Annotated in this window: 17 protein-coding genes; 12 read left to right on the plus strand and 5 right to left on the minus strand. The window is 67.5% G+C overall.

The window, feature by feature from the left end:
* The first annotated feature begins 97 nt into the window (after window positions 1-97).
* From J3367_RS01530 to J3367_RS01545, 4 genes are all read left to right on the plus strand, one after another.
* Window positions 98-1,033, plus strand: coding sequence for a LysR family transcriptional regulator (locus tag J3367_RS01530; protein WP_024349058.1), 936 nt, complete (start codon window positions 98-100; stop codon window positions 1,031-1,033).
* Between the two features lie 88 nt (window positions 1,034-1,121).
* Window positions 1,122-1,640 (plus strand): L,D-transpeptidase, encoded by a 519-nt coding sequence (locus tag J3367_RS01535; RefSeq protein ID WP_024349057.1) that lies wholly within the window; start codon window positions 1,122-1,124, stop codon window positions 1,638-1,640.
* A gap of 86 nt (window positions 1,641-1,726) precedes the next feature.
* Window positions 1,727-2,398, plus strand: a complete 672-nt coding sequence (locus tag J3367_RS01540; protein ID WP_024349056.1) for a DUF1007 family protein — start codon at window positions 1,727-1,729, stop codon at window positions 2,396-2,398.
* A 29-nt stretch (window positions 2,399-2,427) separates the two neighbouring features.
* Complete coding sequence (locus J3367_RS01545) at window positions 2,428-3,474, plus strand: nickel/cobalt transporter (protein ID WP_051141507.1); 1,047 nt, start codon at window positions 2,428-2,430, stop codon at window positions 3,472-3,474.
* Between the two features lie 521 nt (window positions 3,475-3,995).
* Here J3367_RS01545 and J3367_RS01550 read toward each other — a convergent pair.
* Entirely contained in the window at window positions 3,996-4,364 is a 369-nt protein-coding gene (locus tag J3367_RS01550) for a thiol-disulfide oxidoreductase DCC family protein (RefSeq protein ID WP_024349054.1), read from the minus strand.
* Window positions 4,361-5,131, minus strand: a complete 771-nt coding sequence (locus J3367_RS01555) for a gamma-glutamyl-gamma-aminobutyrate hydrolase family protein (protein WP_024349053.1) — start codon at window positions 5,129-5,131, stop codon at window positions 4,361-4,363. The genes J3367_RS01550 and J3367_RS01555 overlap by 4 nt, the downstream gene beginning before the upstream one ends.
* A 246-nt stretch (window positions 5,132-5,377) precedes the next feature.
* On the opposite strand from J3367_RS01555, the gene J3367_RS01560 reads away from it, so the two are divergent.
* From J3367_RS01560 to J3367_RS01590, 7 genes are all read left to right on the plus strand, one after another.
* The gene (locus J3367_RS01560; protein ID WP_024349052.1) at window positions 5,378-6,484 is read left to right on the plus strand and encodes a TRAP transporter substrate-binding protein; all 1,107 of its coding nucleotides are present in this window, start codon (window positions 5,378-5,380) and stop codon (window positions 6,482-6,484) included.
* A gap of 254 nt (window positions 6,485-6,738) precedes the next feature.
* Window positions 6,739-8,217 (plus strand): protein adenylyltransferase SelO, encoded by a 1,479-nt coding sequence (locus tag J3367_RS01565; protein WP_024349051.1) that lies wholly within the window; start codon window positions 6,739-6,741, stop codon window positions 8,215-8,217.
* 80 nt (window positions 8,218-8,297) lie between these two features.
* Window positions 8,298-8,969 carry a spermidine synthase gene (locus J3367_RS01570; protein WP_024349050.1) on the plus strand — a complete coding sequence of 224 codons (672 nt, stop codon included), beginning with the start codon at window positions 8,298-8,300 and terminating at the stop codon, window positions 8,967-8,969.
* Window positions 8,970-9,078: 109 nt separating this feature from the next.
* Window positions 9,079-10,236 (plus strand): winged helix-turn-helix domain-containing protein, encoded by a 1,158-nt coding sequence (locus J3367_RS01575; RefSeq protein WP_024349049.1) that lies wholly within the window; start codon window positions 9,079-9,081, stop codon window positions 10,234-10,236.
* Between the two features lie 179 nt (window positions 10,237-10,415).
* Window positions 10,416-11,534: a TRAP transporter substrate-binding protein gene (locus J3367_RS01580; protein WP_024349048.1), complete on the plus strand. Its 1,119-nt coding sequence runs from the start codon at window positions 10,416-10,418 to the stop codon at window positions 11,532-11,534.
* Window positions 11,535-11,762: 228 nt separating this feature from the next.
* The gene (locus J3367_RS01585; RefSeq protein WP_024349047.1) at window positions 11,763-12,884 is read left to right on the plus strand and encodes a TRAP transporter substrate-binding protein; all 1,122 of its coding nucleotides are present in this window, start codon (window positions 11,763-11,765) and stop codon (window positions 12,882-12,884) included.
* Between the two features lie 152 nt (window positions 12,885-13,036).
* Window positions 13,037-13,750, plus strand: a complete 714-nt coding sequence (locus J3367_RS01590; protein ID WP_024349046.1) for a hypothetical protein — start codon at window positions 13,037-13,039, stop codon at window positions 13,748-13,750.
* Window positions 13,751-13,828: 78 nt separating this feature from the next.
* On the opposite strand, the gene J3367_RS01595 is transcribed toward J3367_RS01590, so the two are convergent.
* The 3 genes from J3367_RS01595 to J3367_RS01605 all read right to left on the minus strand — a co-directional run bounded on the left by J3367_RS01595 (window position 13,829) and on the right by J3367_RS01605 (window position 17,532).
* Entirely contained in the window at window positions 13,829-14,842 is a 1,014-nt protein-coding gene (locus J3367_RS01595) for a DUF4424 domain-containing protein (RefSeq protein ID WP_024349045.1), read from the minus strand.
* Between the two features lie 96 nt (window positions 14,843-14,938).
* Window positions 14,939-16,891, minus strand: coding sequence for a TRAP transporter large permease (locus tag J3367_RS01600; RefSeq protein ID WP_024349044.1), 1,953 nt, complete (start codon window positions 16,889-16,891; stop codon window positions 14,939-14,941).
* Complete coding sequence (locus J3367_RS01605; protein ID WP_421460071.1) at window positions 16,888-17,532, minus strand: TRAP transporter small permease subunit; 645 nt, start codon at window positions 17,530-17,532, stop codon at window positions 16,888-16,890. The genes J3367_RS01600 and J3367_RS01605 overlap by 4 nt, the downstream gene beginning before the upstream one ends.
* A gap of 378 nt (window positions 17,533-17,910) precedes the next feature.
* Here J3367_RS01605 and J3367_RS01610 point away from each other — a divergent pair, with 378 nt between their 5' ends.
* A complete protein-coding gene (locus tag J3367_RS01610; protein ID WP_024349042.1) occupies window positions 17,911-21,369 on the plus strand; it encodes an indolepyruvate ferredoxin oxidoreductase family protein in 3,459 nt (1,152 codons plus the stop codon).
* Window positions 21,370-21,418: the final 49 nt, after the last annotated feature.

The following is a 21,418-nucleotide window of genomic DNA, read 5'->3' on the forward strand; positions in this document are numbered from 1 at the left end:
AAAAAGTTCCCGGAGTTGATTTTTGGTCCGGTCCGATCAAGGAAGGGGGCCGGCCGCCGATCGGCAGCAGCGATGCCAAGCCTTCAGAAGGTGCACCATGGATACTCTGACGCGGATGCGCGCCTTCATCTCGGTCGTGGAGAACGAGGGGTTCTCGGCGGCGGCCCGCAAGACCGGGCGATCCAAGGCGCTGCTGTCGAAATATGTCCGTGAGCTGGAGGACGAACTCGGCGCGCTCCTGATCAACCGCACGACGCGGCAGATCGCGCTGACCGCCGCCGGCGAAGTCTATCTGTCGCGCGCCTCGGCGATCCTGTCGGATCTGGAAAGCCTCAACGAGGAGGCCCGCGAGGCGACCGGCGAGGCCAAGGGGACGATCCGGGTCTCGGCGGCCCGCACCTTCGGCGACGCCGAGCTCGGCCTCAGCCTCGTCGACTTCGCCAAGGATCATCCCGATATCGGGCTCGACATCCACCTGGACGACAGCTTCGTCAATCTGGTGGAGGAAGGGTTCGACGTCGCCATCCGCATGACGCGCCTGGCCGATTCCGCGATGATCGCCCGCCGCCTGGCCTCGCTCGACTTCGCCATCGTGGCGAGCCCGGAACTGCTGCAGCGTCTCGGGCGGCCGAATCACCCTTCGCAGATCGCCGGCTATCCGGCGGTCATCGATTCCAATTCGCGGATGTTCTCCAACTGGGTCTTCCGCGATCCGCAGACCAAGGAAACCATCCCGGTGACGGTGTCGGGCCAGTTCACCGCGAACAGCCCGGTGACCGTGCGGGCTGCGGCGATTGCCGGGCTCGGCCTGGCGCTCAGCCCGACCTTCGTCGTCCGGCGCGATCTGGAAAGCGGCCGGCTGGTGACGGTGCTCGACGACTACATGCCGAGCGAGGCCGGCATCTATGCCGTGTTCCCGCATCGCCGGCATCTGCCGGCCCGCGTCCGCCTGTTCGTCGACTACCTCGCCAACTGGTTCAAGAAGTGCGATTCCCGGCGCCTGCAGGGCCTCAGCTGCGACGACCGGACCTGACGGCGGACAGTTGAGAGGCCATTCCCAAGGGGGCTCTAGCACCGCGGCCTTTACCGAAGATTCAGCGATGTCGGCCTAGTCTGGCGGCATGCAAAACCGCGCCCTTCTCGCGGCCTTCGCGGCCGTCGTCCTCACCACCGCGTCGTCGCCCGCCTACAGCCTTGCAGGCGGCGCGGCACGCGAGATCAGTTTCGCGGCCGAGCACGATTCCGGCACGATCATCGTCAAGACCGGGGAGCGCAAGCTCTACCTGGTGACCGGAGGCGGCCGGGCGCTGGTCTACGACATCGCCGTCGGCAAGCCGAGCGAGCAATGGTTCGGCAAGAGCTGGGTGTCGAAGAAGCGCGAGCATCCGACCTGGACGCCGACGCCCTCGATGCGGGCGCGCAACCCGCGGCTGCCGCAGTCGATCGGGCCGGGTCCGAAGAACCCGCTGGGCGAGCGCGCGATCAATCTGGGCTGGGGTGCCTACCGCATCCATGGCACCAATTCGCCGAACTCGATCGGCAGCGCCGCCTCGTCCGGCTGCTTCCGGATGCGCAATGCCGACGTGAAGGATTTGTTCGAACGGGTGCATGTCGGCGCCCAGGTCCTCGTCCTGCGCTAACGGCTTCGGCTTCGCGAAAGCCTCCCGGTTCAAATTTCGGCCATGCTTGTCCTGTTCTGGTTGGCGGGACTTCACGAGGGATGGCGATGATCGACCGAGGTTTGGCTGCTGCGCTGGCAGTGATGGCGGTGTCACTGACGCCGACGATTGCTGTTGCCCATCCGCATGTCTTCGCCGAGGCCAATGTCGAGATCGTCGGCACGCCGGACGGACACCTTGGGGCGATCCGCAACATCTGGCGCATGGACGAACTCTTCTCCTCGTCGGTGCTGGTGGATTTCGACACCAACGCCAATGGTCAGCTCGAGGATGGCGAGCTCGTCGCGGTGGGCGACACCGTGAAGGAATCCATCGCGGAGTGGGATTTCTACACCTTCGTCGAGGCCGACGGAAAGAAGGTGGCGATGTCGCCGCCGGACGAGATCCGCACCCTCTGGGAGAACGGTCAGCTGCTGATGTTCTTCGAGATGCCGGCCGCCGAAACCGTCGATCTCTCCAAGTCGAAGCTGACCGTGTCGAATTTCGACGAGACCTTCTTCGTCGCCTTCGATTTCACCAGCGCCGACGACTTCCTGATGATCGACATGCCGAAGAGCTGCGCCAAGCAGCTGGTCGTGCCGGACCAGGATGCCGCCGCCAAGGAATGGATGGAATCGGTCGCGAGCCTCGGGCCCGACGAGAGCATTCCCGAGGACGGCATCAATTACTCGCAGGCGCTGGCGACGCGGGTGGAGGTGTCGTGCGCGGCCGCGAGCTGATCGTCCTCTGCGCCGTGCTCCTCGCCGCGATGGCGGTGGATCCGGCGCTGGCCAAATCGTCGCTCGGCATCGGCAGCGCCGAAGTGACGGCGCAGCCATCCGGCGGCTTCTTCGGCGCGATCTTCACCGAGATCGCCGTCTATCAGCGCCAGTTCTTCACCTCGCTGCGCCATGCGCTGGTGGCGCTGAAGACCGATGGCGCGGCGTTGCCGTTCCTCGTCGGGTTGTCCTTCGTCTACGGCGTCTTCCATGCCGCGGGCCCGGGACACGGCAAGGCGGTGATCTCGGCCTACATGCTGGCCAACGAGGTGCAATTGCGCCGCGGGATCGTCCTCTCCTTCGCCTCGTCGCTGGTGCAGGCGATTTCGGCGATCGTCGTCGTGGGCGCCGGCTGGTTCCTGCTGCGCGGCACCGCAGTGTCGATGACCGACGCGACCGATCTTCTGGAGATCGCCTCCTATGCCCTGATCGCCGGCTTCGGTGCGTGGCTTTTGATCCGCAAGCTCGTCGGGCTGGCGCGGCGGATGCGGCCGACGGGCGGCGCGCTTGCATTTGCATCGCCCGGAGGTTTCGCCGCCTCGCGAAGCGGCGGGGCGGTCGGAGGCCTCGCCTTCGCGGCCCCCGAGCGGACCCGATCGGCGCCGCTGATGCAGCCGGCCTCGTCGGGATTTGCCGCGGAGATCTGTACCGACGATGCGGAACTCTGCGGGTGCGGGCGGTCCCACATGCCCGATCCGAAGGCGCTGAACGACCGGATGACATTGGGCTCGGCCCTGTCCGCGGTGATCGCCGTGGGGCTGCGACCCTGTTCGGGCGCGATCGTCGTTCTGACCTTCGGGCTGGTCAACGGCTTGTATCTCGGCGGCATTCTCTCGGTGTTCGCCATGGCGCTGGGCACTGCGATCACCGTTTCCGCCATCGCCTCCCTCGCCGTTTTCGCCAAGGGCACGGCGCTGCGCTTCGGCGGCGATGGAGCCCGCGGACGCTGGATCGGGGCCGGCCTGGAAATCGCCGGCGCGCTGTTCCTGATGCTGGTCGGCCTGCTCCTGCTCGGCGGTGCGCTGCAGACCGTGTGATCCGACGGGTCTTTCAGGTGAAACACCGTGCAGCAGACCTGACGGCGGGCTGTCTGGCGCACATCAGGTGAAGTCAACCCGATATGCGCCTTTTATGACCCAAGGGAAAACGTCCTGATCAACAGTTGACGTTCCGGTGTTGCGCTCTCTGTGTTCCCGTATTGCAATCAATATTGGGAATATTCGCAATGAAGACTTATTTTATTGCCTCGTTATTGGCTTTTATGTTCATCCTGCCGCAGTCGAGTATGCCTGCATTCGCGCAAACGTGCCCCAGCGTGATGGAATGCATCGGAGACTCAACGTCACGGTCGGAATGGCGGTATTGCAACAGGCAGGCTCGCCGGTGCGCGCGAGGGCTGACTCGCGAATGCCGGAAGACATGCCGCGAGATGAAGCGGGATGCGATCGATGCGTGTCAGGAGACATTCACAGGCCGCGACCGGCGCGACTGCAAGAAGGATGCCCGCGCCGAATTCCGCGATTGCAAGGCGGACATCTGCGGCTGACCCGGTGCCGTCCTAGATGCGGGCGGAACTGTCCGCGCGCCGGGCCAGCCCCTGCAGCCGCGGCCTGATCCGCAGGAACTGCCGGTAGGCGCGTTCGAGCACCCAGAGGACGGCGCCGTTGCGGGCGGCGAGGCCCAAGGGCCGCAGGCGCGGGATGGCGCGCCACATGGCCGCGAAGGCGGCGGCGCCCGACAGAAGCGTGCCGTCCTCGCGGGCGTGGAACCTTGCCAGCAGGTCGCCGCGGTCGATCGGGCAATCGGCGCTCGCATCATCGACATCGATGAAGTCGATCGCCTGCGCGGTGTCGAGCCGCCGCATCATCGCGATCTCGCGGCGGCAGAGCGGGCAGCCGCCATCGTACCAGACGGTCAGCTCGCTCATCGCGGCGCGTCGGCGCGTCGCGCCGCATGGGCGCGGCAGGCATCGCCGAAGGCCTTGAAGATCGCTGTGGAGGCAGCGTCCGTTTCCGCCCAGTATTCGGGGTGCCACTGGACACCGAGGGCGAAAGCCTTCGCGCCCTCGACCGAGACGGCCTCGACGGTACCATCCGGGGCGCTCGCTTCGACGGTGAGGCCGTCGGCCAGCCGGTCGATCGCCTGCCGGTGCAGCGAGTTCACGCGGATCTCGTTACTGCCGACGATCCCGGCGAGCACGCCGCCCGGCGTCACCGCCACGGCATGGCGCGTGGCATAGCGCTCGCGCTGGTCCTTGTTGGGCGTTGCCCGATGATCCATGCGGCCATCCAGTTCCTGGATCTCGGTCGCCAGCGTTCCGCCCAGGGCGACGTTGAGTTCCTGGTGCCCGCGGCAGACGCACAGCATCGGCACGCCGGCCGCCAATGCCCCCCGGATCATCGCCTCGGTCAGCCGGTCGCGGGCCGGGTCGAAGGGCTCGTGGGCCCGGCTCGGCGGAACGCCGTAGCGATCGGGGTGCACATTGGAGGCCGAGCCGGTCATCAGCAGCCCGTCGACGCGGCCCAGAAGGGCGTCGACGTCGAATTCGCCGGACAGGGCCGGCACGATCACCGGAGTGGCGCCGGCAACCCGCGTCAGTGCCTTCAGATAGGTGTCGGGCGTGGCGTGCCAGTCGTAGTTCTCGAAGCTGCGAACGTCGGCGGGCACGGCGACGAGGATGGGGGAGGCGGTCATGAAGGGGCCTTCGGCGACAGGGTTTCCCGGCAGATAAGGTGACCGCCGCCGAATGTCGAATGCCGTGCTGCCGCAGGCGGTGACGCTGCGAAGGCGGGGCCGGAATGAGCTTTCGCGCGCGGTGCTTTCGCTGATCTCCGCAGTAAGCTAATCAGTAAATGTCGGGTGCGATCGGGAGGAGTGATCGCCGTGACTTCCGGTCGGCAGAATTGTTCTGCGATGTGAACAATAAGTGGAGGGTATGATATGGATCGTCGTTCTTTCATCAAGAAGGCGGGCGGTGCCGGCCTTGGCGCGGCCGCGGCCTCGACGCTCGCGGCGCCGGCCATCGCGCAGGAAAGCCCGCAGCTGACCTGGCGGTGCACTTCGTCCTTTCCCAAGTCGCTCGACACGATCTATGGCGCCGCCGAGACAATGGCCGCCTTCATCAAGGGCGCATCGGACGGCAAGTTCGACGTGCAGGTCTTCGCCTCGGGCGAGATCGTGCCGGGGCTGCAAGCCGCCGATGCCGCCGCCTCCGGCACCACCGAGATGTGCCACACGGCGTCCTATTATTACTGGGGCAAGAACCCGGTCTATGCGCTCGCTACCGCGGTACCCTTCGGCCTCAACGCGCGCCAGACCAACGCCTGGCTCTATTACGGCGACGGCACGCGGCTGATGAACGAGTTCTTCGAGACCGAGGGTCTCTATGGTCTGCCCTGCGGCAATACCGGCGTCCAGATGGGTGGCTGGTACCGCAAGGAGATCAACACCCTCGACGATCTCAAGGGCATGAAGATGCGGATCGGCGGAATGGGCGGCAAGATCATCGAGAAGCTCGGCGTGGTGCCGCAGCAGATCGCCGCCGGCGACATCTACCCGTCGCTGGAGAAGGGGGTCATCGACGCCGCCGAATGGATCGGCCCCTATGACGACGAGAAGCTCGGCTTCGTGAAGGTCGCGCCGTTCTATTATTATCCTGGCTGGTGGGAAGGCGGCCCGGCGCTGCACACCATGATCAATCTGGAAAAGTGGAACGGCCTGCCCAAGCACTATCAGGAGATCGTGCGCGCCGCCTGCCAGGCGGCCAATTGCGACATGATGGCGTCCTACGACCACAAGAATCCGGCAGCGATCAAGAGCCTGGTGCAGCAGGGCGCGCAGCTGCGGCCGTTCAGCCAGGAGATTCTGCAGGCGGCCTATGATGCGGCCAAGGAGACCTATGCGGAAATCTCCGCCGAGAATCCGAAGTTCAAGGAGATTTACGAGAACCAGCTGGCCTTCAAGAAGGACGCCTTTCTCTGGGCGCAGCTCAGCGAATATACCTTCGACACTTTCATGATGATCCAGCAGCGCAACGGCACGATGTAGCCGATGCAGTGATCATGGCCGGGCCCGGCATGTGCCGGCGCCCGGCAATGCCATGGGGGATGGCCGACATCATCTGTGCCCGGCCACGCGATGTCTGGAAATCGGGCCGGGCGGACGCCATGTCCGGGATAACGCGCGCGCATGATCCTGACGACATCGCGCCGCCATCTTGTGACCGGCGCAGGTGCCGCGTGCTGCAACGAGACTGCAGCCGCCGCCGGACGCCGTGATCGCCCAGACCACGGAGCGGCCCCGTGAACGCCCAGATCCCCTTCGACAACAGTTACGCCCGTCTGCCGGCCGACTTCTACGCGCAGGTTGCACCGGCCGTCGTGGACGCGCCGCAGCTCATCAAGGTCAATCGCGCACTGGCCGCCGAACTCGGCATCGATGCCGACATGCTGGAAACGCCCGAGGGCGTCGACATGCTGGCCGGCAAGCGGCTGCCCGAGGGCGCCGAGCCGATCGCCATGGCCTATGCCGGACACCAGTTCGGGCATTTCGTGCCGCAGCTCGGCGACGGCCGGGCGATCCTTCTGGGCGAGGTGGTCGACACGGCCGGTCGGCGGCGCGATCTGCAGCTGAAGGGCGCGGGGCGCACGCCGTTTTCGCGCGGCGGCGACGGGCGCGCGGCGCTCGGCCCGGTGATGCGGGAATATATCGTCAGCGAGGCGATGGCGGCGCTGGGCGTTCCCACAACGCGGGCGCTCGCCGCCGTGACCACGGGCGAGAGCGTGTTTCGCGAAACGCTGCTGCCCGGCGCGGTCCTGACGCGGGTGGCGTCGAGCCACATAAGGGTCGGCACCTTCCAGTATTTCGCCGCCCGCGGCGACGAGGCGGCGCTGCGGGAATTGAGCGCCCATGCGATAGCCCGCCACTACCCGGAAGCAGCGGAGGCCGAGGACCCGTATCTGGCGCTGATCGCGGCCGTGGCCGGCCGGCAGGCCGAACTGGTGGCGCGCTGGCTCAATCTCGGCTTCATCCACGGCGTGATGAACACCGACAACATGGCGATCTCCGGCGAGACCATCGATTACGGTCCCTGCGCCTTCCTCGACGCCTATCATCCCGGCACGGTCTTCAGCGCCATCGACCGGCAGGGCCGCTATGCCTATGCCAACCAGCCGAGCATCGCGCTGTGGAACCTGACGCGGCTTGCCGAGACGCTGCTGCCGCTGATCGACACGGATGAGGAGGCGGCGATCGCCAAGGCGCGCGACGCGCTGTCCGGCTTCTCGGACCGCTTCAACGCCGCCTATGTCGGCGGGCTCCAGGCGAAGCTCGGCCTCGGCGAAGCGCGCGAGGGCGATCTGGAACTGGCGCAGGACCTGCTGGAGCGCATGGCCGCGAATACCGCCGACTACACGCTGACCTTCCGCCGCCTCTGCAATGCGGCGGACAGCGAGGACACGGATGCCGGCGTTCGGGCGCTCTTCGACGATCCGGCGGCCTATGACGAATGGGCGACGCGCTGGCGTGCGCGACTGTCCGAAGAGACCCGGCCGGCCGGCGAGCGGGCCGCTGCCATGCGGCGGGTCAATCCGGCCTTCATCCCGCGCAATCATCGCGTCGAGGCGGCGATCGTCGCGGCGGTCGAGCGGCAGGACTACGCGCCCTTCGAGGAATTGCTGGCAGTGCTGGCCAATCCCTATGAGGACCAGCCCGAGCATGCCGCCTATGCCGAGGCGCCACGGGCCGAGGAACGGGTGACGCAGACCTTCTGCGGCACCTGATCGGCCTTCGCCAAACCGGCTGGGCTGTGCTAGCGCGCGTGCACGAACAGCCCTTTGACCGCCCGAACGATGAGTGACGCATGATCCCCTGGGAACGTCTCGATACGGCCGAGGTGCCGGCTGGCGGCCAGCTGAAGCTGTCGCGCCGCGGCGCCGAATATTCGATCATGGTCGGCACCATCGAATTGATGAACAGCCGTCTCAGCGGGTCGGAGGAGGCGCTGGCGACGCTGACGCAGGAGCGGATCGCCGACCGGCCCGAGGCGCATGTGCTGATCGGCGGGCTCGGCATGGGCTTTACCCTGCGCGCCGCGCTCGCCGTCGCCGGGCCGAAGGTCCGCCTGACCGTCTCGGAACTCGTTCCGGCGATCGTGACCTGGGCGCGGGGGCCGATGGCCGATCTGTTCGACGGTTGCCTCGACGATCCGCGCGTGTCGATCTCGCAGGGCGACATCGGCGAGCTGATCGCCGCGAAGAAGGAAGCCTTCGACGCGATTCTCCTGGATGTCGACAACGGCCCCGAAGGGCTGACGCGCCGCGAGAACGACAGGCTCTACGACACCAAGGGCCTGGCGCGGACCTATGCGGCGCTGCGGCCGGGCGGCGTTCTCGCCGTCTGGTCGTCGGGACCCGACAGCAGCTTCACCACGCGGCTGCAGCGCACGGGCTTTGCGGTCGAGGAGGTCAAGGTGCGGGCCCGGCAGACAAAGCGCGGTGCGCGCCATGTCATCTGGCTCGCCACCCGGCCATGACGCCGGGTTTCCGGGTGGCCCGGCTGCGGCAACCGTGCTGGCAATGGGGCGTTGGCGAAGGCTAGACTTGCCGCGCCGCCGCTTTGCCTGCCGAGAGACTACACGCCCCATGCCGCCTGCCTCCCGACCGCCCGTTTCCCTGAGCAAGGCCGAAGCCCGGCGGATCTGGCTGCGCGCCCAGCGGCTGGACGTCGCCGCGCCGTTCGGCGACGGGCCGGACGCGACCCGCGCCGCCGTCGAGCATCTCGGCTACGTCCAGATCGACACGATCAACGTCATCGAGCGCTGCCACCATCACATCCTGTGGAGCCGCATTCCCGGCTATCGCCGGGCGGATCTGCACCGGGCCCAGAGCCTCGACAAGAGCGTCTTCGAATACTGGACGCACGCCCTGTCCTATGTCCCGACGCGCGACATCCGCTTCTTCCTGCCGGAGATGAAACGGCATCGGGAAGCGCCGTCGCGCTGGTTCGAGCGCGTGAGCCCTGCCGACCTGAAGAAGGTGCTGACGCTCATCCGCAAGGAGGGGCCGTTGTCGATCCGCGATATCGAGGACGACGTTCTGGTCGAGAAGGATCATGCCTGGGCCAGCCGCAAGCCGTCGAAGCGGGCGTTGCAGATGGCGTTCTACACCGGCGCGCTGACGGTCAGTGAGCGCACCGGCATGCTGAAGACCTACGAGCTGATGGACCGGCATTTCGGCTGGGAGCGGCGGCCGCGCCCGGCGAGCGAGCGCCAGGTCGCCGCCTATATGCTGGATCGGGCGCTGCGGGCGCAGGGTCTCGTCAGCCTCGATTCTGTCTGCCATCTTTCCGCGGCCCGCAAGCCGGCGATCCGCGAGCTGATCGCGGCGCGCGTGCGCAGCCGGGAGCTGGTCCCGGTGGCGGTCGAGGACGCCGGCAAGGTCGAGCACTGGGCCGAGCCGGAGACGCTGGCGACGATCCCCGAGGCCACCGCGCCGGTGGTCCATGTGCTGTCGCCCTTCGACCCGCTGATCATCCAGCGTCGGCGACTGGCCCTGTTCTTCGATTACGAGCACCGCTTCGAGGCCTATGTTCCGAAGGAGAAGCGGGTTCTCGGCTATTTCGCCCTGCCGGTTCTCGTCGGCGACCGGATCGTTGCGGCCATCGACCTGAAGACCGACCGCACCGAAGGCAGGCTGCTGACGCAGCAATGGAGCTGGGTGGGGGAGGGTGAGCCGTCTCGCCACACGCAGCCGATCGAGGACGCGCTGCACAGTTTCGAGGCGTTTCAGCTCCAGGGCTGAGGCGCGGGGCGGGGGCGTCCTGCCGGCAGCTCTCCCGGCCGGGCACCCGAGCATCGCGATGCGCGCTTGCCTTTTGATCCTCGATGCTTACGATCCCGCGCGACGGCTGGCGGGAGGACCCGGCCAGCATGGATTCACGCCGCCGACGAGGCGGCGCCTTGCATTCGGGGAGGCATCTCATGGACAGACGCAAATTCATCGGTGGTGCGGCCAAGGGCGCGATCGGCGCCGGCGTGGCCGGCCTTGGCGCGTCGAGCCTCGCGGCTCCCGCCATCGCGCAGGAGCGCCCGCAGATCCAGTGGCGCCTCACCTCGTCCTTCCCGAAGTCGCTCGACACGCTGTACGGGACGGCCGAAGCGCTCGCCAACCATGTGCGCGAGATCAGCGACGGCCAGTTCGACATCCAGCTCTTCGCCGCCGGCGAGATCGTGCCGGGCGGCCAGGTGCTCGACGCGGTGCAGGGCGGCACGGTCGAACTCGGCCACACCGCGTCCTACTACTACGTCGGCAAGAACCCGGCCTTCGCCTTCGGCACGGCGGTGCCGTTCGGCCTGAACGCACGCCAGCAGAACGCCTGGTTCTACGAGGGCGGCGGCAACGAACTGCTGAACGAATTCTACGCCAAGAGCGGCGTCCATGCGATGCCGGCCGGCAATACCGGCGCGCAGATGGGCGGCTGGTACCGCAAGGAAATCAACAGCGTCGAGGATCTGAAGGGTCTGAAGCTGCGGATCGCCGGTCTCGCCGGCCGCGTGGTGGAAAAGCTCGGCGTCGTGCCGCAGCAGATCGCGGCGGGCGACATCTATGCCGCGCTGGAGCGGGGCACGCTGGACGCCGTCGAGTTCGTCGGTCCGTATGACGACGAGAAGCTCGGCTTCTACCGGGTGGCGCCCTACTACTACTATCCGGCCTGGTGGGAAGGTGGCGCCGCGCTGCACCTGATGGTCAATGCCGACAAGTGGAACAGCCTGCCGGACAGCTACAAGGCGATGCTGAGCGCGGCCAGCCGGGCGGTGAACTGCTCGATGATGGCCAGCTACGACTATCGCAATCCGCTGGCCCTGAAGCGGCTGGCAGAGGGTGGCGCTCAACTGCGTCCGTTCAGCCAGGAGATCATGCAGGCGAGCTTCGCGGCCGCGCAGGAACTCCACGAGGAGATCGCCTCCGAGAACGAGGATTACCGCAAGCTTCTGGAGAGCCAGAACGCCTTCAAGCGGGACGCCTATCTGTGGAGCCAGATCTCCGAATACACCTTCGACACCTTCATGATGGTCAAGCAGCGCGAAGGCGCGCTCTGATCGAAAGGTCGCGTGCCGCCCGAGGCGGCGCCGATCGATGGTTCCGGGCAACGGCCCGCCATGGCACCCGCCGTGGCGGGCCGTTGTCCGACCGTAATGCCCGTCGGCACCCGCCGGCGGGATTGTCGTGCTGGCATGGACGGCCGCTCGCGCCGGCCCGAGGCCAGACGTTCGCTCCCCAGCGCCGGACCCCCGTGTCCCCTGGCGCAGTCTAAGGTCTTGTTCGATATGGATCGTCGTAAGTTCATCAGGAATTCCACCGTCGGCGCCCTGGGCGTTGCCGGCGCCGGCTCGCTCGCAGCCCCGGCCATTGCGCAGTCGACGCCGAAGGTGCAGTGGCGTTGCACCTCGTCCTTCCCGAAATCGCTCGACACCATCTATGGCGGTGCTGAGGACATGGCGAAGTTCGTGCGCGAGGCGACCGACGGCAATTTCGACATCCAGGTCTTCGCGGCCGGCGAGATCGTGCCGGGCCTGCAGGCCGCCGACGCGGTCAGCGACGGCACCGTCCAGATGTGCCACACCGCATCCTATTACTATGTCGGCAAGGACCCGACCTACGCGCTGGGCGCCACCGTGCCGTTCACGCTGAACGCCCGCGGCCTGCACGCCTGGCTCTACTATGGCGGCGGCCTCGGTCTGCTGAACGAGTTCTTCAACACCGAGGGCCTGCACTATCTGCCGGGCGGCAACACCGGCACGCAGATGGGCGGCTGGTTCCGCAAGGAGATCAACACGGTCCAGGACCTCAACGGCCTGAAGATGCGCATTGCGGGTCTCGCCGGTCAGGCGCTGCAGAAGCTCGGCGTGGTGCCGCAGCAGATCGCCGGCGGCGACATCTACCCGTCGCTGGAAAAGGGCGTCATCGACGCCGCCGAGTGGATCGGACCCTATGACGACGAGAAGCTCGGCTTCTACAAGGTCGCGCCGTTCTACTATTATCCCGGCTGGTGGGAAGGCAGCCTGGCGCTGTGCTTCTTCTCCAACAAGGCCGAGTACGACAAGCTGCCCGAGGCCTACAAGAGCCTCCTCGCCACCGCGTCGCGCGCCGTCACGCTCGAGATGCTGTCGGAATACGACTACAAGAATCCGACGGCGCTGAAGACGTTGGTCCAGAGCGGCGCGCAGCTGCGCCCGTTCAGCCAGGAGATCATGCAGGCGAGCTTCGACGCCACGCAGGAGGTCTATGCCGAGATCAACGGCAGCAACCCGGCCTTCAAGAAGATCTACGATTCGATGGTTGCTTATCGCAACGATACCTATCTCTGGCAGCAGGTGGCCGAATACACCTTCGACACCTTCATGATGATCAAGCAGCGCGAAGGTGCGCTGGTGCCGCAGGGCAACTGATCGCTTGACGATCCGATCCGAGACCGAAGGCCCGGTGCGTCAGCGCGCCGGGCCTTTTCCTTGCCGAATGATTAAGCCGCGGCCGGCCCGTTAACCGGCTGTTAACCATGTCGGGACAATGATCGCTTCGCGTTCCGCTACGAGGCTTTCCCATGATCCCTGTCATTTCCGTCGGCTCCCTGAAGACCTCCGGCACGTCCACCCTGGCCATGACGCTCGCGGGCGTCGCTGCGGCCGCCGAGATCCCGGTCATCGTCATCGACGCCGCGCGGGACGGCGATCTGGCCGCCTGGGCACAGGCCGGCCTGCCCGCCAAGGTCACGGTGGAGCGGACCAACGATCCGCTGGTCATCGAGCAGCTCGTTCGCGCGGCGCGCCGCCGCGGCGACGCGGCGATCATCGACGCCGGGGACGAGGGTGAGATGATCCGGCTTTGCGCGCGTCTTGCCGATCATGCGCTGATCCCGGTGCGGTTCTCGCCGCTGTCGGCCTATTCGGCGCTCCTGACCGACCAGCTTCTGGCGGCCGATGCCGGAACCGGCCGCAAGGGCCGCGACCGCTGCTTCGTGGCCAGCGCCGTGACGGCGATCCCGAGCCGCGTGGCCCGCAGTGTCGAGGCGATCATCGGCACCAGCGAGACCCGCCGCCTGCCGATCGGTCTCGTTCAGCGCGCCGCCTACGAGGCGCCGTTCCTGCATGGCGGCACGATCTTCACCCTGCCCGACGAGGTCGCGCCCGGCCTTGACCGCGCCCGCGCGGAAGCGGCATCGCTCGCCTACGAGCTCGGCATTCTGGGCCGGGTCGCCGAGACGCCGGCCGCACCGGTCGTACCGGCCGCCGAAGCCCGTCTGCGCACCGCCGCCTGACCATCGGCAGACTTCGCCATGAAACGGCCCCGGCGTCGGCGACGCGCGGGGCCGTTTTGCGTTGGCCCTCGACGAAATTCAGCGGCCGGTGGGGATCAGGATCAGGACGTGCAGGTCTTCCGTCGGCGTGTAGTCGCGCTTGCGGACCTCGAAGCGGGTCGGCGCGATCTTGGTGACGCCGGTGGCGCAGAAGCTGACGAGGTTCTCCGGCGCGCCCTTGTCGATGACCATGCTGAAGTCGCCGATCGGCTCCGCCCAGTTGCCGCCCGTCGTCAGGATGTAGTCGATCCAGCGCTCCTGGAAGGGCATGGCATCGGGACCGGCCGCCCGCGTCCGTCGCTCGACGGTGGCCATGAAGTCGTCGTCGATGCAGTAGCGCTCCCGCTGGGCGGCGACATCGTCGGGACCGGCCCATGGCTGGCCCAGCATGGCGCCGACGCCGCCACCGACCGACGGGACGTAGTCATGCTCGACGATCGTCCTGCCCGGGGCGAAGGTCTGCTCCCAGTGATAGGTGGCGCGCAGCGTCCAGTCGGGCGCCAGATGCGTCTCCATTCCCTGGCCGATATCGTAGGTTTCCTCGATCGCGATGCCGAGGTCGAGCACGATGGCGCGGTCGGAGGGCGGCAGTGCGTCGAGTGCGTCGCGCGCCGAACTTGCCTGCGGGGCGAGGGGCAGGCGCAGTTGCCGCATCGTCGCCGTCACGTCGCGTTCGTCCACGAAGACCTTCTGCTCGAGGCGCATGGCGACCGGCTCGCCGTCGACGCGGGTCGAGAAGGCCAGTGGGTTGTCCGGGTCGCCCGACGGGATGGAGACGTCGCCGCCATAGGGATCGATGCGGATATCGGGCATGGGGAAGGCGACGGTCGTCGTCACCGGTTCGGCCCCGGCGTTCACGAACTCGTAGCGCACCGAAATGCGCTCCTCGGAGATGAACAGCTCCTCGCGCTGCATGGCGATGGCGTCGGTGGTGGTGAAGACCAGCCCGCCCGCCGCCAGATTGGCCGTCGTGTCGTTGGCCTGCGCGCTGCTCGTAAGGGCGAGAATAGCGACGGCGGCAAGGGCCGTTGCCCGGTCTGGCGTGATCGTCATGCGCGTGTCTCCCGGCCCGTTTGGGGCCGAGACTAGCCTGCAGCGGGAGCGGCCGGAAGCGTCATTCCGCCAACGCGGAGGATGACGCGCCGCCGGTTACTGGATGACCGGCGGCTGCGACAGGTCGACCGGAGCGGGCTCGCCGCTCGGGGCGGCCGGTGCTGCGGGTTCGGCTGCGGGCGCTGCCGGTGCGGTGCCCGTCGCCGGAGCCTGGCCGCCGCCAAGGCCGGAATTGAAGTCCAGTGGCGGCAGGCCGAAGGCCGGCTGGGCGGGAGCGGTCGCGCCAGGCTGTGCCGGGGCCGACGGACCACCCGCCGGAGCGCCGGGTTCACCGATGGGCGGCAGGCCCAGGGGCGGCAGGCCGAGCGGGTTGTTCTGCTGATTTCCGCCGGTTCCCGATGCGCCACCCAAGGGCGGCAGGCCGAGGCCGCCGTCGAAGGACGGCATCTGCAGCCGGATCTCGGACGGGTCCATCTGTGGGACCTCGGTCTTGTAGCGCATGACCATCTGCGGGAACATGATCGTCAGGGCGACCATGATGATCTGGATGCAGACGAAGGGCACCGCGCCCCAGTAGATTTGGCCCGTGGTGATCGGCTCCATGCGCTTGCCGGTGATGCGGTCCAGATACGGCACGCGGGCCGCGACCGAGCGCAGGTAGAACAGCGCGAAGCCGAAGGGCGGATGCATGAACGAGGTCTGCATGTTCAGCCCGAGCAGCACGCCGAACCAGATCAGGTCGATGCCCAGCTTGTCCGCCGCCGGCGCCAGCAGCGGCACGATGATGAAGGCGAGCTCGAAGAAGTCGAGGAAGAACGCCAGGAAGAAGACCAGGATGTTGACGACGATCAGGAAGCCGGTCTCGCCGCCGGGCACCGAGGTCAGGAGTTCCTCGACCCAGATATGGCCGTTGACGCCGTAGAAGGTCAGCGAGAAGACGCGCGCGCCGATCAGTATGAACAGGACGAAGGCCGACAGCTTGGTCGTCGATTCCATCGCCTGGGTCATCAGGGACAGGTTCAGCTTGCGCTTGCCAAAGGCGAGGATGAGCGCGCCGACCGCGCCCATGGCGCCGCCCTCCGTCGGCGTGGCGACGCCGAGGAAGATCGTGCCCAGCACAAGGAAGATCAGGGCCAGCGGCGGGATCAGGACGATGATCACCTGCTGGGTGAGGTAGGACATCAGCGGCAGCTTGAGCGCCTTGTTGGCGACGGCCACGACGTAGACGGCCAGAACCGCGACCGTTGCGCCCCAGATGCCGGCGCCCTGCGCGACCTTGCCGTCGAGATAGACCGTCATCCCATAGGCGATGACGACGGCGGCTGCCGCTGCGATGGCGAGGGAGGTGACGCCGCGGCCGAGCGTGCGGGCCTCGGGCGGCAGGGCCGGCGCCACATTGGGCCGCAGCATGGTCAGGATGAAGACGTAGCCGACATAGAGCGACGTCAGCACCAGCGCCGGCACCAGCGCGCCGGAATACATGTCGCCGACCGAGCGGCCGAGCTGGTCGGCGAGGACGATCAGGACCAGCGACGGCGGAATGATCTGCGCCAGCGTGCCGGAGGCGACGATGACGCCGCTGGCCAGCCGGCGGTCGTAGCCGTAGCGCAGCATGATCGGCAGCGAGATCAGGCCCATGGCGATGACCGAGGCGGCGACGACACCGGTGGTGGCCGCCAGGAGCGCGCCGACGAAGATCACCGCATAGGCGAGGCCGCCCCGCAGCGGGCCGAAGAGCTGGCCGATCGTGTCGAGCAGGTCCTCGGCCATGCCGGAACGCTCGAGGATCAGTCCCATGAAGGTGAAGAAGGGGATCGCCAGCAGCGTCTCGTTGGCCATGACGCCGCCGAAGAAGCGGTCGGGCAGGGCGCCGAGCAGCGGCCAGAACAGGTTGATGTCGGGCGACAGCGGCGCCAGTTCGACGCCGATGATGAAGAACAACAGGCCGTTGGCAGCCAGCGAGAACGCCACCGGGTAGCCGAGCAGCAGGAAGATCACCAGCGAGCCGAACATGATCGGCGCCAGATTGTGGGCGACGAACTCGATCATCGGATGGCTCCCGAACCGCCGTTGCGGGCGTCGTCATCAAGGGGTGGAGGTTCGGTGCCGCCTTCCGGACGGTCGGGGGCGAGCGCCGCCAGCTCGACCGGCTCGGCATGGCTGGAGGCCATGGGGGTGGTGTCCTCCATCCCGCCGAACAGGATCGCGCCGCGCTTGATCAGCTCGGACAGCCCTTGCAGGAACAGGAGAATGAAGCCCGCCAGCAGCAGCGCCTTGGCCGGCCACAGGATCAGGCCGCCGGCATTCGGCGAATATTCGCCGCGATTGAACGACTGCAGGACGTAAGGGGTCAGCAGCCAGATCATCAGGCCGGTGAAGGGCAGCAATGCGAGGATGTGGCCGAGAAAGTCGATCCAGTCGCGGGTGGGCTTCGACAGGATGTTCGAGACGATGTCGACGCGGATGTGTTCGTTCTTCAGCAGCGTCCAGGCCGCGGCGAGCATGAATATGGCGCCGAACAGGTACCATTGCAGCTCGAGCCAGGCATTGGACGAGATGTCGAAGAGCTTGCGGATCACCGCATTGCCGGCGCTGACCAGCACCACCAGCAGGACGAGCCAGGAGACGCCCCGACCGACGAAGGTGGTGACGCGATCGACGCCGCGCGAAAACGATAGAAGAGCTGACATCCGGCCGGATCTCCCCATGGTGCCCTGGCGCGCCGTGAAGTGAGCTTCGGCCCGGTTCGCCCCCGTTTCTGTCCCCGCGACGCGTTCGACGGGCGAAGCCGCTCGAAAGCGCTGCGCCGACAGTCTGCCCGAAGCCTGGGAATTCGCCCGTCGTTAAGGAAAATCCCGAAGCAGCGCAAGAGCCGCGCCCGGTGATACCATGTCGGACGAACAGGCTTTTCGCCGGCTGGCGGGCAGCCCCGCCGGGTCCCTTGCGGGATGATCCCGAAAGGCTTTGACGGAGACGGCGCCGGGCTGCAAAACAGTAAGCAAGGCAGAATGCTTGGAGCGTGTCGGCGATCCTTCGCCGGCATGTCGGCCAGGGGAGGACATCGCGCCATGACCACACGCACCGTTTCGCTCGACGACAAGTACGATCTCGACGTCTGCGACGTCTTCCTGTCGGGGAGCCAGGCGATCGTCCGACTGGCGCTGATGCAGGCGGCGCGGGACCGCCGGGCCGGGCTCGACACGGCCGGCTATGTCACCGGCTATCGCGGTTCGCCGCTGGGAGGTCTCGACCAGCAGTTCGCCCGGGCCAAGCCGGTGCTGTCGAAGAACGGCATCATCTTCGAGCCGGCGCTGAACGAGGATCTGGCGGCGACGGCCCTGTGGGGCGCGCAGCAGGCGGAGATCCGCGGCGAGGGCCGCCACGATGGCGTCTTCGGCATCTGGTACGGCAAGGGGCCGGGCGTCGACCGCTCCGGCGACGCCTTCCGCCACGCCAATCTGTCGGGCACCTCGCGCAATGGTGGCGTGCTGGCGCTGATGGGCGACGATCACACCTGCGAATCCTCGACGACGGCGCACCAGTCGGAGTTCGCCTTCGTCGACGCGATGATCCCGATCTTCAATCCGGCCGGCGTGCAGGAGATCCTCGACTACGGCCTCGCGGCATTCGCCCTGTCGCGCTTCTCCGGCCTGTGGACGGCGATGAAGTGCGTGAAGGACAACATCGAATCGACCGCCACGATCCATTGTGACCCGTCCGGCCTGCGGTTCGAATTTCCCGAGATCGACATGCCGCCGGGCGGGCTCAACATCCGCCGCGCCGCCCATCCGCTGGAGCAGGAGGCGATGCTGCACGATTTCCGCCTGCCGGCGGCGCGGGCGTTCATCGCGGCGAACCGCCTAGACCGGATCGTGCATTCCGGCGGGCGCGGGGCAAAGACCGGCATCCTGTCGCTTGGCAAGTCCTGGCTGGACGTCGAGCAGGCGCTGGCGAGCCTCGGCATCGACGAAGTGGCGGCCGCCGATCTCGGCGTCCGGCTCGGCAAGGTGGCGTTGCCCTGGCCGCTCGATCCGGACTTCGTGCGGCGCTTTGCCGCCGGGCTCGACCGGATCATCGTGGTGGAGGAAAAGCGCGGGCTCGTCGAAGGGCAGGTCAAGGAGATCCTCTACCGCACGGCCAATGCGCCGCTGGTGATCGGCAAGACAGACGAAGCGGGCGGGACGCTGTTCACCCCGAAGGCCTCGCTCGACGCCAACGACATCGCCGTGGCGATCGGCCGGCGCGTCGTCGAGCGCAGCCCGAGCGAAGCGCTGGCGGGACATCTGGCAAGCCTCGAAGCCCTGTGCGGCCACACCGCGGCGACATCCGAAATCGCGTTGCGCACGCCGTATTTCTGCGCCGGCTGCCCGCACAGCTCGTCGACGCATGTGCCGGAAGGCGCGCGAGCCTATGCCGGCATCGGCTGCCACTTCATGGCGCAGGCCATGGACCGGTCGACCGAGGGCTACACCCAGATGGGCGGCGAGGGCGCCAACTGGATCGGCGAGCATCATTTCTCGTCGCGTCGCCACGTCTTCCAGAATCTCGGCGACGGCACCTACAACCATTCGGGCGCGCTGGCGCTGCGGGCGGCGGCGGCCTCGGGCGCCAACGTCACCTACAAGATCCTCTACAACGACGCCGTCGCCATGACCGGCGGTCAGGCCCATGAGGGCGGGCTGACGGTACCCTCGATCGCCGCGCAGGTGGCCGGCGAGGGGGCGAAGCGGATCGCCATCGTCTCCGACGAGCCGGAGAAGCACCGCGGCAATGCCGGTCTGCCGGCGGGGATCACCATCCACCATCGATCCGAGCTCGACGCCGTGCAGCGCGATCTGGCCGAGGTCGAGGGCCTGACGGTGCTGATCTACGACCAGACCTGTGCCGCCGAGAAGCGGCGCCGGCGCAAGCGCGGCAGGTTTCCCGATCCGGACAAGCGCGTCGTCATCAACGAGCGGGTCTGCGAGGGCTGCGGCGATTGCGGCGTCCAGTCCAACTGCGTGGCGATCACCGCCGTCGAGACCGAGTTCGGACGCAAGCGCCAGATCGACCAGTCGGCCTGCAACAAGGATTTCTCCTGCCTCGAAGGCTTCTGCCCCTCCTTCGTCACCGTACATGGCGGCGCGTTGAAGAAGGGCGCGCGCAGGAGCGCCGAGGCTCCTGAGGTGCCGGAGCCGGCGGCCCGCGACCTCGATCAGCCGGTGGGCATCGTCATCACCGGCGTCGGCGGCACCGGCGTCGTGACGATCGGCGCGATCATCGGCATGGCGGCGCATCTCGACGGACGCGGCGCCGGGATCATCGACATGGCCGGCCTTGCCCAGAAGGGCGGCGCGGTGATGAGCCATGTGCGGATCGCGCGCACGCCGGCGGAGCTGAAGTCGATCCGCATCGCGGCCGGCGACGCCGGGCTGGTGATCGGCTGCGACATGGTGACCGCCGCCTCGGCCAAGGTGCGCGCCACCATCGCGGCGGGGCGGACCGAGGTCGTCGTCAACAGCCACGAGACCCTGTCGGGCGAGTTCACCCGCAATGTGGACTTCTCCTTCCCGACGCGGCGACTGATCTCGGCGCTGGGCGAGGCGGCAGGCGACGACCATCTGCATATCGTCGACGCCGAACAACTGGCTGTGGCGCTGTTCGGCGACGCGATCTTCGCCAACATGCTGATGCTGGGCATGGCCTATCAGACCGGCGCGTTGCCGGTGTCGCGCGCAGCGATCCGCAAGGCGCTGGAGATGAACGGGGTTGCGGTGGCGGCCAATCTCTCGGCCTTCGAATGGGGCCGGGCCATCTCCCATGATCCTGCCAACATGCCGGTCGCGCAGGACAGCGGCGATGAGCGGCTGGAACATCGCCGCGTCTCCGAGACCCTGGACGAGGCGATTGCACGGCGCATTGCCGATCTGACCGCCTATCAGGATGTGGCCTTCGCCGAGCGCTACCGCCGGCGCGTCGATGCGGTCCGGGCCGCCGAGCAGCGGATGGCGCCCTGCCGGAGCGACCTGACCGACGCCGTCGCCCGCCAGCTCTACCGGCTGATGGCGGTGAAGGACGAATATGAGGTCGCGCGGCTCTACACGGACGGCAGCTTCGCGGCGCAGATCTCCGACCGCTTCGACGGCTACGACCGGCTGGAATTCCATCTCGCGCCGCCGATCATGGGCGAGACCGGGCCGAAGGGGCGCGCGAAAAAACGCGCCTTCGGGCCTTGGATGATGACCGGCTTCAAGGTGCTGGCGGCCATGAAGGGCCTGCGCGGCACGTTGTTCGATCCCTTCGCGCGCACCGCAGAGCGGCGGGCCGAGCGCGGGGAACGGGCACAGTACGAGGCAACGCTCGATCGCATTCTGGCCGAGCTTTCGCCGGGCAATCACGACGCCGCGGTGGCGCTGGCGCGCTGGCCGGAGACGCTGAAGGGCTTCGGGCCGGTGCGTCGGCGCTTTGCCGCGGAGGCCGCGACCAGGCGCGAGGCGGCGCTGTCGGCCTTCGACCATGCGGGACGGATGGCGGAAGCGGCGGAATAGAGCGAGGAGCAAGCGAGCGGCGGCGTTGCGGCTGCCGCTTGCCAAGGGC

It is taken from the genome of Aurantimonas sp. NFXS3 (assembly GCF_049132005.1).
GTDB lineage: Bacteria > Pseudomonadota > Alphaproteobacteria > Rhizobiales > Rhizobiaceae > Aurantimonas > Aurantimonas coralicida.